The organism is Bacillus sp. AY3-1 (genome assembly GCF_008368785.1).
In the GTDB taxonomy this organism is placed as follows: Bacteria; Bacillota; Bacilli; order Bacillales; family Bacillaceae_G; genus Bacillus_A; species Bacillus_A wiedmannii.
The window spans coordinates 1-14,732 of the sequence record NZ_QORZ01000013.1 but is presented as its reverse complement, the minus strand read 5'-3'; the positions used below and the strand labels follow the sequence as shown (position 1 = coordinate 14,732).

Below are 14,732 nucleotides of genomic sequence, written 5' to 3'. Positions count from 1 at the left end.
AGTAGGACGTCGCCAAGCAATTAAAAACACAAGTCTTTTGACTTGTGTTTTTTTTATTTCCCATGAAATAGGCTCGATTCTGTTAGTAAAAAAGACGAAATATAGTAAGGGATTTTTTGAGCAGAAATAGTAAGAAATTGATAAATAAATGGATAATCTTCAGAGCCATAGCTCCCAAGTAAATCATACCACCAATCTGTTTCGTATCTAGAAATCATACTTAAATTGTAGAGCAATAAATAATGAACAAGAAGTTCAGGTAATACTGGTTTAGGATTTCTCGGGTCAATTGGAATTGGTAAGTAATAAGTATCAGCAAGATATTCGTAGTATAAAGGCGTACTATATATAGGGTTCCACGACTGGATAGGAGCTGTAAAAAGCAGATTCGATCCGCTCGTTTTCCCAGGAACATGTTGTATGGATAAATGCTTACAAGTTGATTCAATGTAACGTGAAAATCTTTCTGTAGTCATATGGAGTCGATCTAGTATGTTGACCGAAAAGGAAAGTTCATTTGTATTTGTTGAATCGATTTTATATAAAGTGGCCCCTCTTTGACTATAGCGAAATAAATTTTGTAATTCGGGAATATTTCCCATTAGATCTAGCATGTTAAATTTCTCTGCTTCTAAGTGTTTCATGTGAAACAGCTGTTCTGCAATATGAGTAAATAATCCATTTTTTTGCACCTTCACCTCATCTTCTAAAAATTGATACCCCTGTTTTTTTCGTTTACGAGTCGTAACACCATGAGCTAAAACAGTAGTGGATTCTGGATAGTTAGGATCAATAGTTAGTAAGCAGGCTTTAAAAAGTTGGCTCATTCCATAAAACAATAACATTGGCTGAATCGAAAAGGGGGCTACCTTATATAATTCATAATAGTTTTTCCCGTGTTCTAAGTAATAAATAAAGGGATAACAATTTTCGAAACTTTTTTTTTCAGCATCTTGTATGGAGGATTTTTCATAGCAACGGGCAAGATAACGTTGTACATTTTGAGATGAAAAGAAGAAACTTAATTGCTGCCAAGTACAATGTGTTTGATGCATATATTACGCTCCTTTTATTGTCTAAAAATTCTAACATATATATACGTCCTTGACAGTATTTTAACCAATTGATAAGCTACTAATAATAATTTCTGGTATCATGGGGGGAACAATTATGTGGGAATCTAAATTTGTTAAAGAAGGTTTGACTTTTGATGACGTATTACTTGTACCAGCAAAGTCAGATGTACTACCAAGAGAAGTAAGTGTTAAAACAGTTTTATCTGAAAGCTTACAGTTAAATATCCCGTTAATTAGTGCAGGAATGGATACAGTAACAGAAGCTGATATGGCTATTGCAATGGCTCGTCAAGGCGGTTTAGGAATTATTCATAAAAACATGTCTATTGAACAACAAGCGGAGCAAGTTGATAAAGTAAAACGTTCTGAAAGTGGCGTTATTTCAGATCCTTTCTTTTTAACTCCAGAACATCAAGTGTATGATGCAGAGCATCTTATGGGAAAATACCGTATCTCAGGTGTACCGGTTGTAAATAATTTAGACGAGCGAAAATTAGTTGGTATTATTACAAACCGTGATATGCGTTTTATCCAAGACTACTCAATCAAAATTTCCGACGTAATGACAAAAGAAAAGCTAATTACAGCTCCAGTTGGTACAACGCTGGAAGAAGCTGAAAAGATCCTACAAAAGTACAAAATTGAAAAACTCCCTCTCGTTGATAACAACGGTGTATTACAAGGGCTTATTACAATAAAAGATATTGAAAAAGTAATTGAATTCCCAAATTCTGCGAAGGATAAGCAAGGACGCTTATTAGTTGGAGCAGCGGTTGGTGTAACGGCTGATGCTATGCTTCGTATCGACGCATTAGTAAAAGCTAGCGTAGATGCAATCGTACTTGATACAGCTCATGGACATTCTCAAGGTGTTATAGATAAAGTGAAAGAAGTTCGTGCGAAATATCCATCACTAAATATTATCGCTGGAAATGTTGCTACTGCTGAAGCAACGAAAGCATTAATTGAAGCAGGTGCAAACGTAGTTAAAGTTGGTATTGGACCAGGCTCTATTTGTACGACACGCGTTGTAGCTGGCGTGGGTGTACCACAATTAACAGCAGTTTATGATTGTGCAACAGAAGCTCGTAAACATGGTATTCCAGTTATTGCTGATGGTGGTGTTAAGTACTCTGGTGACATGGTAAAAGCTTTAGCAGCAGGAGCACACGTTGTTATGCTAGGTAGTATGTTTGCTGGTGTTGCTGAAAGCCCTGGAGAAACTGAAATTTATCAAGGTCGTCAATTTAAAGTATATCGTGGTATGGGTTCTGTCGGAGCGATGGAAAAAGGAAGTAAAGACCGTTACTTCCAAGAAGGAAATAAAAAACTTGTTCCAGAAGGTATTGAAGGTCGAGTGCCATATAAAGGACCTTTAGCCGATACAGTTCATCAATTAGTTGGTGGATTACGTGCCGGTATGGGATATTGCGGAGCTCAGAATTTAGAATTCTTACGTGAGAATGCACAATTCATTCGTATGTCAGGTGCTGGTTTACGTGAAAGCCACCCTCATCACGTACAAATTACAAAAGAGGCTCCAAACTACTCATTGTAATGTCTTATATACAAATAGACGGAGATTTGATATCTCTGTCTATTTTTTTTTGATTATGTTAGAATAACGGTTATGTGAGTACATAGATATTGGGGGTAGCAAAAGTGAAAGGTATGTTTTGCAAAAGATTCATTGCTTTAGTAACAATGCTTACACTAGCTTGTAGTATGTTGTTACCATATAGCAATGCATCAGCAGAAACAGGAGCTGCTTTAAACATTGAAGCAGGTGCAGCAATTTTAGTTGAAGCGAATTCTGGGAAAATTTTATATCAAAAGAATGCAGATGAATTATTATCAATTGCTAGTATGACAAAGATGATGAGTGAATATTTAGTTCATGAAGCAGTGGATAAAGGAAAACTTAAGTGGGATCAAAAAATTAAGGTTTCTGAATATGCGTATAAAGTTTCACAAGATGCTTCTTTATCAAATGTTGCATTAGAAAAAGGTGGAATTTATACAGTAAAAGAGTTATATGAAGCAATGGCAATCTTTTCTGCAAATGGTGCAACAATTGCATTAGCAGAAGCAATTGCAGGTAAAGAAGTAGACTTCGTAAAAATGATGAATGATAAATCGAAAGAACTAGGGTTGAAAAATTATAAATTTGTCAATTCTACAGGTTTAACGAATAAGGATTTAAAGGGAATGCATCCTGAAGGAACAACAGCGGATGAAGAAAATAAAATGTCTGCAAAGGATGTTGCAACTTTAGCACAACATTTAATTAAAGATTATCCAAAAGTGTTAGATACAGCAAAAATCCCGAAAAAAGAATTCCGTCCAGAAAAAGAGAAGTTTGCAATGTCGAACTGGAACTGGATGTTAAAGGGCTTAGTGAAAGAATATGATGGCGTAGATGGCCTGAAAACAGGCTCGACTCCAGAAGCAGGGGATTGCTTCACTGGTACGGTTGAAAGAAACGGAATGCGTTTTATTTCTGTAGTTATTAAAACAAGTTCTCATACAGCACGTTTTGATGAAACAAAGAAGCTATATGATTATGGATTTGCTAACTTTGAAATGAAGCAAATGTATAAAAAAGATTCTTCAGTAAAAGGACAAGAAACAGTACGAGTAGAAAATGCTAAAGATAAAGATGTAGCAGTTCAAACAAAACAAGCTGTTTCACTTCCGGTGCCAAAAGGAAGTAAAGATGTTTATAAAACAGAATTAAAAGAAGCAAATAAGGGACAAGAAGCACCTATTAAAAAGGGAGCTGCACTTGGCCAAATGGTAATCACACCAAAAGATGCGAATGATCCTGGATTTTTATCTGGTAAGTCATTACAAATAGATCTTGTAACAACGTCTGCAGTGGAGGAAGCGAATTGGTTTACTCGCTCTATGCGCGGAATTGGTTCTTTCTTTAGTGGTATATGGAATAGTGCTGTTGATACAGTAAAAGGTTGGTTTTAAAAGCTCCTCATTGTAGGGGCTTTTTCTTATTCCTATTTTTCATACCGACTTTATGAAAAAGTAGTAGACAAGCATCTGATAGTTAGTGGTAGAATGTAAGAGTATTCTTAATTTTCGCCTTTAACGGGGAAAAGCAATTCACCTAGGGGGGTTTTTGTAACATGACAAATGTAACAGGGACAGAACGTGTAAAACGTGGAATGGCAGAAATGCAAAAAGGCGGCGTTATTATGGACGTAATTAACGCTGAACAAGCAAAAATTGCAGAAGAGGCAGGCGCAGTTGCTGTTATGGCACTAGAGCGTGTACCAGCAGATATTCGTGCAGCAGGTGGCGTTTCTCGTATGGCAGACCCAACAATCGTTGAAGAAGTTATGGGCGCTGTTTCAATTCCGGTTATGGCAAAATGCCGTATCGGTCATCTTGTAGAAGCACGTGTATTAGAATCATTAGGGGTAGACTATATCGATGAGAGTGAAGTATTAACTCCTGCTGATGAAGTATACCATTTAAATAAACGTGATTACACAGTTCCGTTTGTATGTGGTTGCCGTGATATCGGAGAAGCTGCGCGTCGTATTGCAGAAGGTGCATCTATGCTTCGTACAAAAGGTGAACCAGGAACAGGAAACATTGTAGAGGCAGTGCGTCATATGCGCCAAGTCAATGCAGAAATCCGTCAAGTTGCAAGTCTACGTGAAGATGAGTTAATGACATATGCAAAAAACACTGGTGCTCCTTATGAAGTACTACTTGAAATTAAACGCCTTGGTCGTTTGCCAGTTGTAAACTTCGCAGCAGGTGGTGTAGCAACACCAGCAGATGCAGCGTTAATGATGCAACTTGGTGCGGATGGTGTATTCGTAGGATCTGGTATCTTCAAATCAGAAAATCCAGAGAAATTTGCACGCGCAATCGTTGAAGCGACGACTCATTATGAGGATTACGAACTAATTGCGAGCCTTTCTAAAGGATTAGGTAATGCAATGAAAGGTATCGAAATTTCAACGTTATTACCAGAACAACGCATGCAAGAGCGTGGATGGTAATTGAAGGAGAACTTTAAAATGGTGAAAATCGGTGTACTAGGTCTTCAAGGTGCAGTTCGTGAGCATATAAAATCAGTTGAAGCAAGTGGTGCAGAAGCTGTTGTTGTAAAGCGTGTAGAGCAACTTGAAGAGATTGATGGTCTTATTTTACCAGGCGGTGAAAGTACAACAATGCGCCGTCTTATTGATAAGTATGCTTTCATGGAACCACTTCGTACATTCGCGAAGTCTGGTAAACCAATGTTTGGTACATGTGCAGGTATGATTCTTCTTGCAAAAACACTTATTGGCTATGAAGAAGCACATATTGGTGCTATGGATATTACAGTAGAACGAAATGCGTTCGGACGCCAAAAAGATAGCTTTGAAGTCGCACTTTCAATTAAAGGTGTAGGAGAAGAATTTATTGGTGTATTTATCCGTGCTCCGTATGTTGTAAATGTAGCTGATGATGTTGAAGTACTTTCTACACATGGTGACCGAATGGTAGCAGTAAAACAAAATCAGTTTTTAGCTGCTTCATTCCATCCGGAATTAACGGATGATCATCGTGTCACAGCATACTTTGTAGAAATGGTAAAAGAAGCGAAAATGAAAAAAGTTGTATAAGTAACTTGCAACTTGTATAAGATTATAGTAAATTGATGGTAACAATTTTATAAAATAAGCGTGTTGATAGGAAGTAGTAACAAATGCCGTTTCTTATAGAGAGTCGATGGTTGGTGGAAATCGATAGAAACAGTTTGTGAATCCATCCTGGAATGGAATGTGGAATATCTTTATGATTAGTAAACATTCCCGGTGAAGAGCCGTTATTTCTACTTGAGAGGAAGGCGGTAATGCTTTCAACTAGGGTGGCAACGCGGGTTAACTCCCGTCCCTTTATATAGGGACGGGAGTTTTTTGTGTTTTATAAAATAAAAGGAGGAGTATATAATGCTTGATATTAAATTTTTACGTACAAATTTTGAAGAAGTAAAAGCGAAGTTACAGCATAGAGGCGAAGATTTAACTGATTTTGGTCGCTTTGAAGAGCTGGATACGAGAAGAAGAGAATTACTTGTTCAAACAGAGGAACTAAAAAGTAAACGTAACGAAGTATCTCAACAAATTTCTGTATTGAAGCGCGAAAAGAAAGATGCAGAAGCTCTAATTCTAGAAATGCGTGAAGTTGGAGAAAAAGTAAAAGATCTTGATAATGAACTTCGTACAGTTGAAGAAGATTTAGAAAGGTTAATGTTATCTATTCCGAATATTCCTCATGAATCTGCTCCAGTTGGTGAAACAGAAGATGATAATGTAGTAGCACGTACTTGGGGAGAAGTGAAAGAATTTGCTTATGAACCAAAACCACATTGGGATCTTGCTACAGATTTAGGAATTTTAGATTTTGAGCGTGCTGGGAAAGTAACAGGAAGCCGCTTCGTATTCTATAAAGGTGCTGGCGCGAGATTAGAGCGTGCTTTAATTAGCTTTATGCTTGATCTTCATACTGACGAGCATGGATACGAAGAAGTATTACCTCCGTATATGGTAAACCGTGCAAGTATGACAGGAACAGGACAACTTCCGAAATTTGAAGAAGATGCATTCCGTATTGAAAGTGAAGATTACTTCTTAATTCCAACAGCTGAAGTACCTGTAACGAACATGCATCGTGATGAAATCTTAAATAAAGATCAATTGCCTATACGATATGCTGCATTTAGCTCTTGTTTCCGTTCTGAAGCAGGTTCAGCTGGTCGTGATACACGTGGCTTAATTCGTCAGCATCAGTTCAATAAAGTAGAGCTTGTCAAGTTCGTAAAACCAGAAGATTCTTATGAAGAGTTAGAAAAACTAACAAATGATGCAGAACGCGTGTTACAATTATTAGAGTTGCCATATCGCGTTATGAGCATGTGCACAGGCGATTTAGGATTTACAGCAGCGAAGAAATACGATATCGAAGTATGGATTCCAAGCTATGGCACATATCGTGAGATTTCTTCTTGTAGTAATTTTGAGGCTTTCCAAGCGAGACGTGCAAATATCCGTTTCCGTCGTGAGCCAAACGGAAAACCAGAACATGTTCATACATTAAATGGATCTGGTCTTGCAATTGGACGTACGGTGGCAGCTATTTTAGAGAACTACCAACAAGAAGATGGTACAATTATAATTCCAGAAGTTCTTCGCCCTTATATGGGAGGAAAAACAGTTATTAAGTAAATTTATAAACATTCATCGGTATGAGTGATTGGTAATTATGAGCGTTGTCAGTACTATAATGTAGGAGAGGAAAAGTAAAATTTTCCTTTCCTCATAATTTATTTTAGTAGGGTTGACTAACTGTTTTTCTTTTGATATTATATTTGATGTCAATATGGAGGTATACCCAAGTCTGGCTGAAGGGATCGGTCTTGAAAACCGACAGGCGGCGAGAGTCGCGCGGGGGTTCGAATCCCTCTACCTCCTCCAGATATAATTGACAACAGCGCATATAAGTGGAGATTGGAGAACTCGTTACCAACACGTAACGAGTTTTTATTTTAAAACCAATCATAAAGTATGGTGTAAGGCGATTTTGTCCTTATTACACACTCATATTCCGATGATTATCTTCATAGATATGAAAGGAGTCAACATGGATCTTATTATACAAACGTTTCCTTTAGATGGAAAAACTTTATATTATGTACAATGTCCTGTCTGTAAGAACAATAGAATTTTAAACAGTGGTGCAAATGTGTCACGCATTATAAGCGATGATACATTCCGTAAACTTTGTGGTTGCACTTGTGATGTAAAGCAAACTGCGACAAAAGTAGAGGCGCCAAAAAAAGTTGAAAAAGCAGCTGTAAAGAAAGAAGCAGCTCCAAAACGTACAGGTAAAGTATTAACAGCAGTGATTAACGGGAAAGAAATGACTGTTAAAGAGATTGCTGAAACATACGATATTAGTACAAGTACTGTTCGTCAGCGTATTAACGCTGGAAAACCTGAGAGTGAAATTATTGCTCCGACAAAAAAGAAGTAATTTAATAGAAAAACCCGTGCGTATGCACGGGTTTTTTATTTTACAAGTTTACGTGTTTGTTTTAAAAAATGGCCAATTTTTTTAATGATTGGTTCAATTGAATCACCATCTTTTAAAATATCGTATTCATTAATGTTTAATCGTAAAACAGGGCATGCATTAAAGTTATTAATCCAGTTTTCGTAACGGCCATGCATCTCTTTCCAATACTCAATTGGTGTTTGTTGTTCCATCGGACGTCCACGTTCTTGGATACGATCAACAATATCATCGAAAGAACCTTCTAAGTAAATTAATAAATCAGGATGAGGGAAGTAAGGAGTCATGACCATAGCGTCAAATAAACCTTTGTATGTTTCATAATCAGTTTCCGTCATTGTACCTTTTTCATGATGCATCTTTGCAAAAATTCCAGTGTCTTCATAGATAGAGCGATCTTGAACAAAACCGCCACCGTATTCAAAAATTCTTTTTTGTTCTTTAAATCGTTCTGCTAAAAAGTACACTTGCAAGTGGAAGCTCCAGCGTGTGAAATCAGCATAGAACTTGTCCAAATACGGGTTTGAATCTACCTTTTCAAATGATGTGCGATAACCTAGAGCGTTAGCTAATGCAGTTGTCATAGTTGATTTTCCGACACCTACTGTTCCAGCAATAGTGATTACTGCGTCATTTGGTATATCATATTTTTGCCTTAAATTCATTGTTATTCCGACTCCTTTAAGAGAGTATTTTGAAGGGCGGATAGGATGACGTTTAAATCATCAGGATTTTTTACAAAATCCATATCGTCTCCGTTAAATTTTAATACTGGGATATCTGGATGATCCTTTTTAAAAGTATCCATTGCTGTTTCGTAATCTTTTGTGAGCTGTAGTAAGTAATTTGGATCCATGTTTTTTTCGAATTCTCTTCCGCGCATCGCAATTCGTGTTTGTAATGTTTCCAAGCTAGCTGTTAAATAAACGATAACGTTTGGTACAGGCATATCTTGTGTAAGGATACGATAGATTTGCATGTACTTGTCATATTGAGAATTCTTTAATGTACGGGATGCGAAAATTAAATTTTTAAATATATGATAATCCGCTACTACTGGTTTCCTTTGATTCAAATACTTTATGTTAATATCTTCTAATTGTTTGTATCTATTACAAAGAAAGAACATCTCTGTTTGAAAACTCCATTCGTCGATGTCTTCATAGAATTTTCCTAAAAAAGGATTCTCATCAACAATTTCTTTTAGTAAGTGGAGTTGCATGTGAGTTGAAATTGCCTTCGCAAGTGAGGTTTTTCCAACACCAATTGGTCCTTCAACCGTGATAAATGGTACTCCGGTCACGCTGTTTCCTCCTTTCAATCAGTGATTTACCGTGACTACTAAAAACACAAAACAGAATTATTGTAGCACAGGAGGGAAGCGAGCGGGTTAATTTGATATAAAAAGTTAGAAAATAAATATATGTATTAATTAATTTTTATTTGAGATGACGGTACTATATTTGCTTTTAATGTGGCTTCCATTATTTTTAAAGCATGCAGATTATCCTGATCATGATTAGAGGCAATACAGTCCTGTGGTACATACAGTGTATAATTTCTCATATGAGCATCGTTAGCTGTAAAGAGGATACATATATTCCCGGCGACTCCTGTCAATATTAGATTTTCTATTTTTAAATAGCCTAATAAAGAATTTAAAGGTGTTTCATAAAAGGCAGAGTAATGTGGTTTAATAAAAATGTAATCATCAGTATTTGGAGCAATCTTATGAATGATATTTTCACTATACTCATTTGTACAATGAGTAATTAGTTGGTCAATATCAGATCTCCAAAGTTGATAATGGTCATTAACATAAATTATGGGGTAGCCAAAGGATTTCATTGTTTTCTTTAATTGTAAAATAGGGTTTGTTATAATTTCGCATTTTTTGGCTAGGGTGGGCCCGTGTGAAAATTGAAAATCATTAATCATATCGATAATGAGTAAGGCAGTATTCTTCATATGTAATCCCCTCTCTTTTTTATTAGGGTGGATTGAATTTGTAAAAGTTATCCCATGTGCAGTAAATGGAAATAAGTGTATTTTATTTGAGGGAAAGGACTATGGTATGGAACACGATCAAGATATTTATTTTATGCAGTTAGCGATAGAAGAGGCTAAAAAAGCAGAGGCAATACAAGAAGTACCGATTGGTGCAGTTATAGTGTTAGATGGTGAAGTAATTAGTGTTGCTCATAATTTAAGGGAAACTGAACAAAGATCAATAGCTCACGCTGAGTTATTAGCTATTGATGAGGCGTGCAAAAAATTAGGGACATGGCGTTTAGAAGATGCGACGTTATATGTAACATTAGAGCCTTGTCCGATGTGTGCGGGTGGAATTGTTTTATCACGAGTGAAGCGAGTTGTATATGGTGCAAGTGATCCGAAAGGTGGATGTGCAGGGACTTTGATGAATCTTTTAACGGATGAACGCTTTAATCATCAATGCGAGGTAGTTGCTGGTGTATTAGAAGAAGAATGCGGTACTTTGTTAACAAACTTTTTTAGAGAGCTTCGTAAAAAAAGAAAAGCGAAAAAAAAATTAGAGAAAAGTAACGAGAATTAACGTATTTGCATTTTGTAAAAAAACAAGTTATACTGATAATGCCTTTTAATAAAGGCAACCGAATATTGGTTTTAACTTTGCCGTGCTAAGCGGGGAGGTAGCGGTGCCCTATACTCGCAATCCGCTCTAGCGAGGCCGAATCCCTTCTCGAGGTTATGCTGCTGTAAGGTCTGCCTTAAGTAAGTGGTGTTGACGTTTGGGTCCTGCGCAACGGGACCCCGTGAACCTTGTCAGGTCCGGAAGGAAGCAGCAATAAGCGGGTCTTCTCGTGTGCCGCAGGAGTGCCTGAACCGAGCTAACTGCTTGAGTAACGCTTATGGTACGTAATCGACAGAAGGTGCACGGCAGTTATATATGTATACAAAACTCACCTTAATACTAAGGTGGGTTTTTTGTATAGAAAATAACTTTTGGAATCTATAAACAGAATGGGTTATAATAAATAAGATAATAACCTTTGAGGGAGGCCGTATTTTCGTGTCATACCAAGCGTTATACCGAACATGGAGACCGCAAAAATTTGAAGATGTAGTTGGTCAAAAGCACGTGACAAAAACGTTGCAAAATGCCCTTCTTCAAGAGAAAGTTTCACATGCTTATTTATTTTCTGGGCCGAGGGGAACAGGAAAAACGACAATTGCAAAAGTATTTGCAAAAGCAATCAACTGTGAACATGCTCCGGTAGCTGAACCTTGTAATGAATGTCCTTCTTGTTTGGGGATTACACAAGGATCTATTTCAGATGTATTAGAAATTGATGCGGCTTCAAATAACGGTGTAGATGAAATTCGAGATATTAGAGATAAAGTAAAATATGCTCCAAGTGCTGTAGAATATAAAGTATACATTATTGATGAAGTCCACATGCTTTCTATGGGTGCCTTCAATGCGCTTTTAAAAACGTTAGAAGAGCCGCCGGGACACGTCATCTTTATTTTGGCGACAACAGAACCACATAAGATTCCGCCTACAATCATTTCACGTTGCCAGCGTTTTGAATTTCGAAAAATATCAGTAAATGATATCGTTGAGAGATTATCGACGGTTGTGACGAATGAAGGTACGCAAGTAGAAGATGAGGCGTTACAAATTGTTGCGCGTGCCGCTGAAGGTGGTATGCGTGATGCGCTTAGTCTTATTGATCAGGCAATATCTTATAGTGATGAGACAGTTACGACAGAAGATGTATTAGCTGTGACAGGTTCTGTTTCCCAGCAATACTTAGGTAACTTAGTAGAATGTATACGTGAAAATGATGTATCAAGAGCATTACGTATCATAGATGAGATGATGGGTAAAGGGAAAGATCCAGTTCGTTTTATGGAGGATTTCATTTACTATTATCGCGATATGCTTTTATATCAAACCTCACCACAACTGGAACATATGTTGGAACGAGTAATGGTAGATGAGCAATTCCGGATGTTAAGTGAAGAAATGCAACCGGAAGTAATCTATGAAATCATTCATACTCTTAGTAAGGGACAACAGGAAATGAAGTGGACAAATCATCCGCGAATTTTCTTAGAAGTTGTTATGGTACAACTGTGTCAACAGTTTATGATGCAAGCGAACGGTGCAGATCGTTTACAAGCAATTATGAACAGGATGCAGCAATTGGAGAAAGAGTTAGAACAAGTCAAAAAGAATGGTGTGCCGGCTGGTGTGCAGCAAGAAGTCAGAGAGACACGTGCAACACCAAAGCCAGTGCGTACAGGGAGTATGAAAATTCCTGTTGGACGCGTAAATGAAGTGTTGAAGCAAGCAAAGCGTCAGGATTTAGAACAATTAAAAGCTGTGTGGGGTGAGCTGTTAGGAAGACTCAAATCATACAACAAAGTAGCGTTTGCTGTTTTATTAGAAAATAGCGAACCGGTAGCGGCTTCGGATGATACTTACGTTTTAGCGTTTCAATATGAGATTCACTGTAAAATGGCAAGCGAAAACCGAGAAGCTATGGATACAGTGGAACAAGCCTTATTTGAACTGTTAAGTAAAAGATTAAATATGATTGCCATTCCAAAAAGTGAATGGGGTAAAATCCGTGAAGATTTTTTACAGCGTGAAGGCGAGAATTCTGAAGAAAGCCCAGAGAAAAAAGAAGATCCTCTTATAGAAGAGGCAGTAAAATTAGTAGGACAAGAACTTATTGAAATAAAAGAGTAATAATAATTAGGAGGAATTAATTATGATGCGTGGCGGAATGGGAAATATGAATAATATGATGAAACAAATGCAAAAGATGCAAAAAGATATGGCAAAAGCGCAAGAAGAACTTGGCGAAAAAACAGTTGAAGGTACAGCTGGCGGCGGTATGGTCACAGTTATTGCAAATGGTCATAAGCAAATTCTTGAAGTGAAAGTTAAAGAAGAAGTTGTAGATCCAGAAGATATCGAAATGTTACAAGACTTAGTGTTAGCTGCAACGAATGATGCACTTAAAAAAGCTGATGAACTTTCAAACTCTACAATGGGTAAATTTACAAAAGGCTTAAACTTACCAGGTGGAATGTTCTAGGAGGATACTGATATATGCATTATCCAGAACCGATATCGAAATTAATTGATAGTTTTATGAAGTTGCCAGGAATCGGACCGAAAACAGCGGTTCGCTTGGCGTTTTTCGTATTAGATATGAAAGAAGATGATGTGTTAGGTTTTGCAAAAGCACTTGTGAATGCGAAGCGAGATTTAGCGTATTGTTCTGTATGCGGACATATTACTGACCGCGATCCTTGTTATATTTGTAATGATTCGCATCGAGATCAGTCGATTGTTTGTGTTGTGCAGGAACCGAAAGATGTAATCGCAATGGAAAAGATGAAAGAGTATCAAGGTGTATATCATGTGTTACGTGGTGCGATTTCTCCAATGGAGGGAATTGGACCGGAAGACATTAATATCCCGCAACTTTTAAAGCGACTGCATGATGAAACGGTACAAGAAGTGATACTAGCAACAAACCCTAATATTGAAGGGGAAGCTACAGCGATGTATATATCCCGCCTCTTAAAGCCGACAGGTATTAAAGTAACTCGTATTGCACATGGTCTGCCAGTTGGTGGAGATTTAGAATATGCAGATGAAGTGACACTGTCGAAAGCGTTAGAAGGTCGTAGAGAAGTATAAGAGGAGAAACAAAAATGTTCTTTCAAAAAAAGGGTAAATTGCGTAAAGAGTATGATGATAAGCTAATTGTACTATTAGAAAAAGTGAAGAATGAATGGTTACGTCAGAAGAGAATGGTTGAACAAAGTGTGGAACCATCTCAAGATGTACTTTGTTCTTTGAAAATAGCAGAGGCGAAATATTTCTTCTTGTTAAAAGAAGCAAAACGTCGTCCTGTAAAAATGGAACAATGGTAAAAGGTTCTGCTGAAAAAGCAGAACCTTTTATTTTATTTATTAAATATTTAGTGGTTACTTCGTTTGGAAAGAAAGATTAATGGTTTTTATGAAGAAAGTGTTTTCGAATGAAGATTAACAAGATAAAACAACTGGAGTTGTAGGGTAAATGTTCTTTTTTATCGCCTTGTCCCATACAAATAAATATGTATAGATCACTTTCATAAGGAGGAAAAAATGAATTCTACAGTTGTTATTGTCGGTATTCTTACTTTAGTTTTTATCTTTCTTGTTTTTGGTGTTTCTTCTAAGCCGTTACGTTTTATAGGAAAAGTGCTCTTTCATGTTACTTTAGGGATAGCATTACTCTTTATCGTAAATGTTGTAGGAACATATTTTGATTTTCATATTCCAATTAACTTGGGAACCGCAACAATCACAAGTATATTAGGCCTACCTGGTGTTGCTGCATTAGTGGTTATTAAGCTTTATATCATGCCAAGATAAAATTATTTTGGCATTTTTTTAAAAAGTGTTGACGAACAAATGATTAATATGGTAAATTAATAAGCGTCGTCAGGAACGAAAGAAAAAAGTTGTTGACAGATTTAACGCGAAATGTTAAATTATAAAAGTCGCTGAAACGCGATG

General features: G+C 37.0%; 16 protein-coding genes, 1 tRNA gene, 1 other RNA gene and 1 other annotated feature. Of the genes, 14 read left to right on the top strand and 4 right to left on the bottom strand.

The genetic code is table 11. From position 1 onward, the window contains the following. Positions 1–53: 53 nt before the first annotated feature. Positions 54–1,055, bottom strand: coding sequence for a YaaC family protein (locus tag DN389_RS09110; protein ID WP_060486345.1), 1,002 nt, complete (start codon positions 1,053–1,055; stop codon positions 54–56). A 115-nt stretch (positions 1,056–1,170) separates the two neighbouring features. On the opposite strand from DN389_RS09110, the gene guaB reads away from it, so the two are divergent. The 7 genes from guaB to DN389_RS09075 all read left to right on the top strand — a co-directional run bounded on the left by guaB (position 1,171) and on the right by DN389_RS09075 (position 8,123). Further along, positions 1,171–2,634: an IMP dehydrogenase gene (gene guaB / locus DN389_RS09105; RefSeq protein WP_000264076.1), complete on the top strand. Its 1,464-nt coding sequence runs from the start codon at positions 1,171–1,173 to the stop codon at positions 2,632–2,634. Positions 2,635–2,747: 113 nt separating this feature from the next. Beyond that, positions 2,748–4,055 (top strand): D-alanyl-D-alanine carboxypeptidase DacA, encoded by a 1,308-nt coding sequence (gene dacA, locus DN389_RS09100; RefSeq protein WP_137011318.1) that lies wholly within the window; start codon positions 2,748–2,750, stop codon positions 4,053–4,055. Positions 4,056–4,216: 161 nt separating this feature from the next. After that, complete coding sequence (gene pdxS / locus DN389_RS09095) at positions 4,217–5,104, top strand: pyridoxal 5'-phosphate synthase lyase subunit PdxS (protein ID WP_000186157.1); 888 nt, start codon at positions 4,217–4,219, stop codon at positions 5,102–5,104. Between the two features lie 18 nt (positions 5,105–5,122). Next, positions 5,123–5,713 carry a pyridoxal 5'-phosphate synthase glutaminase subunit PdxT gene (gene pdxT, locus DN389_RS09090; protein ID WP_000238774.1) on the top strand — a complete coding sequence of 197 codons (591 nt, stop codon included), beginning with the start codon at positions 5,123–5,125 and terminating at the stop codon, positions 5,711–5,713. A gap of 54 nt (positions 5,714–5,767) precedes the next feature. After that, positions 5,768–5,989: a binding site (T-box leader), on the top strand. Positions 5,990–6,040: 51 nt separating this feature from the next. Next, positions 6,041–7,315 carry a serine--tRNA ligase gene (gene serS / locus DN389_RS09085; protein WP_060486343.1) on the top strand — a complete coding sequence of 425 codons (1,275 nt, stop codon included), beginning with the start codon at positions 6,041–6,043 and terminating at the stop codon, positions 7,313–7,315. Between the two features lie 156 nt (positions 7,316–7,471). Next, positions 7,472–7,564 (top strand) — tRNA-Ser (locus tag DN389_RS09080). A 166-nt stretch (positions 7,565–7,730) separates the two neighbouring features. After that, the gene (locus tag DN389_RS09075; protein ID WP_000364198.1) at positions 7,731–8,123 is read left to right on the top strand and encodes a sigma factor-like helix-turn-helix DNA-binding protein; all 393 of its coding nucleotides are present in this window, start codon (positions 7,731–7,733) and stop codon (positions 8,121–8,123) included. Between the two features lie 35 nt (positions 8,124–8,158). On the opposite strand, the gene DN389_RS09070 is transcribed toward DN389_RS09075, so the two are convergent. The 3 genes from DN389_RS09070 to DN389_RS09060 form a co-directional block, all read right to left on the bottom strand. After that, the gene (locus DN389_RS09070; protein WP_001053583.1) at positions 8,159–8,827 is read right to left on the bottom strand and encodes a deoxynucleoside kinase; all 669 of its coding nucleotides are present in this window, start codon (positions 8,825–8,827) and stop codon (positions 8,159–8,161) included. A 2-nt stretch (positions 8,828–8,829) separates the two neighbouring features. Continuing rightward, positions 8,830–9,465, bottom strand: coding sequence for a deoxynucleoside kinase (locus DN389_RS09065; protein ID WP_000148207.1), 636 nt, complete (start codon positions 9,463–9,465; stop codon positions 8,830–8,832). Between the two features lie 125 nt (positions 9,466–9,590). Continuing rightward, entirely contained in the window at positions 9,591–10,130 is a 540-nt protein-coding gene (locus DN389_RS09060) for a cysteine hydrolase family protein (protein ID WP_000798743.1), read from the bottom strand. 106 nt (positions 10,131–10,236) lie between these two features. Here DN389_RS09060 and tadA point away from each other — a divergent pair, with 106 nt between their 5' ends. The 7 genes from tadA to DN389_RS09025 all read left to right on the top strand — a co-directional run bounded on the left by tadA (position 10,237) and on the right by DN389_RS09025 (position 14,588). Continuing rightward, positions 10,237–10,737: a tRNA adenosine(34) deaminase TadA gene (gene tadA / locus DN389_RS09055; protein WP_149237029.1), complete on the top strand. Its 501-nt coding sequence runs from the start codon at positions 10,237–10,239 to the stop codon at positions 10,735–10,737. An 80-nt stretch (positions 10,738–10,817) separates the two neighbouring features. Beyond that, positions 10,818–11,082, top strand: an RNA gene (gene ffs / locus DN389_RS09050) — signal recognition particle sRNA large type. Positions 11,083–11,214: 132 nt separating this feature from the next. After that, positions 11,215–12,903, top strand: coding sequence for a DNA polymerase III subunit gamma/tau (gene dnaX, locus DN389_RS09045; RefSeq protein ID WP_000121581.1), 1,689 nt, complete (start codon positions 11,215–11,217; stop codon positions 12,901–12,903). Between the two features lie 25 nt (positions 12,904–12,928). Then, complete coding sequence (locus DN389_RS09040) at positions 12,929–13,255, top strand: YbaB/EbfC family nucleoid-associated protein (RefSeq protein ID WP_170771173.1); 327 nt, start codon at positions 12,929–12,931, stop codon at positions 13,253–13,255. Between the two features lie 14 nt (positions 13,256–13,269). Continuing rightward, positions 13,270–13,866 carry a recombination protein RecR gene (gene recR, locus DN389_RS09035; protein WP_000559168.1) on the top strand — a complete coding sequence of 199 codons (597 nt, stop codon included), beginning with the start codon at positions 13,270–13,272 and terminating at the stop codon, positions 13,864–13,866. Positions 13,867–13,880: 14 nt separating this feature from the next. Further along, positions 13,881–14,102, top strand: a complete 222-nt coding sequence (locus tag DN389_RS09030; RefSeq protein ID WP_000466020.1) for a YaaL family protein — start codon at positions 13,881–13,883, stop codon at positions 14,100–14,102. A 216-nt stretch (positions 14,103–14,318) separates the two neighbouring features. Then, a complete protein-coding gene (locus DN389_RS09025; RefSeq protein ID WP_001089487.1) occupies positions 14,319–14,588 on the top strand; it encodes a pro-sigmaK processing inhibitor BofA family protein in 270 nt (89 codons plus the stop codon). Positions 14,589–14,732 lie beyond the last annotated feature (144 nt).

Excerpts from the sequence above, each read along its gene's own strand:
- DN389_RS09110 (WP_060486345.1), bottom strand. The coding sequence starts at position 1,055 with ATGCATCAAACACATTGTACTTGGCAGCAATTAAGTTTCTTCTTTTCA.
- pdxS (WP_000186157.1), top strand. The coding sequence starts at position 4,217 with ATGACAAATGTAACAGGGACAGAACGTGTAAAACGTGGAATGGCAGAA.
- guaB (WP_000264076.1), top strand. The coding sequence starts at position 1,171 with ATGTGGGAATCTAAATTTGTTAAAGAAGGTTTGACTTTTGATGACGTA.
- serS (WP_060486343.1), top strand. The coding sequence starts at position 6,041 with ATGCTTGATATTAAATTTTTACGTACAAATTTTGAAGAAGTAAAAGCG.
- DN389_RS09025 (WP_001089487.1), top strand. The coding sequence starts at position 14,319 with ATGAATTCTACAGTTGTTATTGTCGGTATTCTTACTTTAGTTTTTATC.
- DN389_RS09060 (WP_000798743.1), bottom strand. The coding sequence starts at position 10,130 with ATGAAGAATACTGCCTTACTCATTATCGATATGATTAATGATTTTCAA.
- DN389_RS09030 (WP_000466020.1), top strand. The coding sequence starts at position 13,881 with ATGTTCTTTCAAAAAAAGGGTAAATTGCGTAAAGAGTATGATGATAAG.
- pdxT (WP_000238774.1), top strand. The coding sequence starts at position 5,123 with ATGGTGAAAATCGGTGTACTAGGTCTTCAAGGTGCAGTTCGTGAGCAT.
- recR (WP_000559168.1), top strand. The coding sequence starts at position 13,270 with ATGCATTATCCAGAACCGATATCGAAATTAATTGATAGTTTTATGAAG.
- DN389_RS09075 (WP_000364198.1), top strand. The coding sequence starts at position 7,731 with ATGGATCTTATTATACAAACGTTTCCTTTAGATGGAAAAACTTTATAT.
- DN389_RS09040 (WP_170771173.1), top strand. The coding sequence starts at position 12,929 with ATGCGTGGCGGAATGGGAAATATGAATAATATGATGAAACAAATGCAA.
- DN389_RS09070 (WP_001053583.1), bottom strand. The coding sequence starts at position 8,827 with ATGAATTTAAGGCAAAAATATGATATACCAAATGACGCAGTAATCACT.
- dacA (WP_137011318.1), top strand. The coding sequence starts at position 2,748 with ATGTTTTGCAAAAGATTCATTGCTTTAGTAACAATGCTTACACTAGCT.
- tadA (WP_149237029.1), top strand. The coding sequence starts at position 10,237 with ATGGAACACGATCAAGATATTTATTTTATGCAGTTAGCGATAGAAGAG.